At 63.7% G+C, this 449-nt stretch carries 1 protein-coding gene; it reads left to right on the plus strand.

Annotated elements, in window-relative coordinates; translation table 11 throughout:
• Positions 1–156: 156 nt before the first annotated feature.
• Positions 157–449, plus strand: a 293-nt coding sequence (locus J8I82_RS37960) for a FadR/GntR family transcriptional regulator (protein WP_209765790.1), incomplete at its 3' end; no start/stop codon positions are given.

Below are 449 nucleotides of genomic sequence, written 5' to 3' on the forward strand. Positions count from 1 at the left end.
GGCAGGCTGCGGAAACGGTGCAGGCATGCCAGCCAACCAGGCAGCATGCACAGAGAGGGGGCAATCCGGCGGCGCGCGCAAGACCGCCATCACGGGTGGTTAGAATGCAAGCACCCCAAGCCGGCATGGCTTGCGGCGCATGACAAGGAAAGAGCAATGGCGATGTTTCGGGAGGGCAAGACCGGAGCCATCGAGATCCGCAAGCAAAAGCGCGCGGACCTGGTGGCGGAAGAGCTCAAGCGGCTGATTACCCAGCGCAACCTGCGTCCGGGCGACAAGCTGCCGCACGAGGTCAAGCTGCAGCAGATGTTCTCGGTCAGCAAGAGCACGATCCGCGAGGCACTCAAGTCGCTGGAAGTGCAGGGCCTGATCCGGGTCAGCACCGGGCCGACGGGCGGAGGCACGATTGTGGAAGTCCCGCTGGATCGCACCTTCCAGCTAATGCAGAA

The organism is Cupriavidus consociatus (assembly GCF_017814975.1).
GTDB lineage: Bacteria > Pseudomonadota > Gammaproteobacteria > Burkholderiales > Burkholderiaceae > Cupriavidus > Cupriavidus consociatus.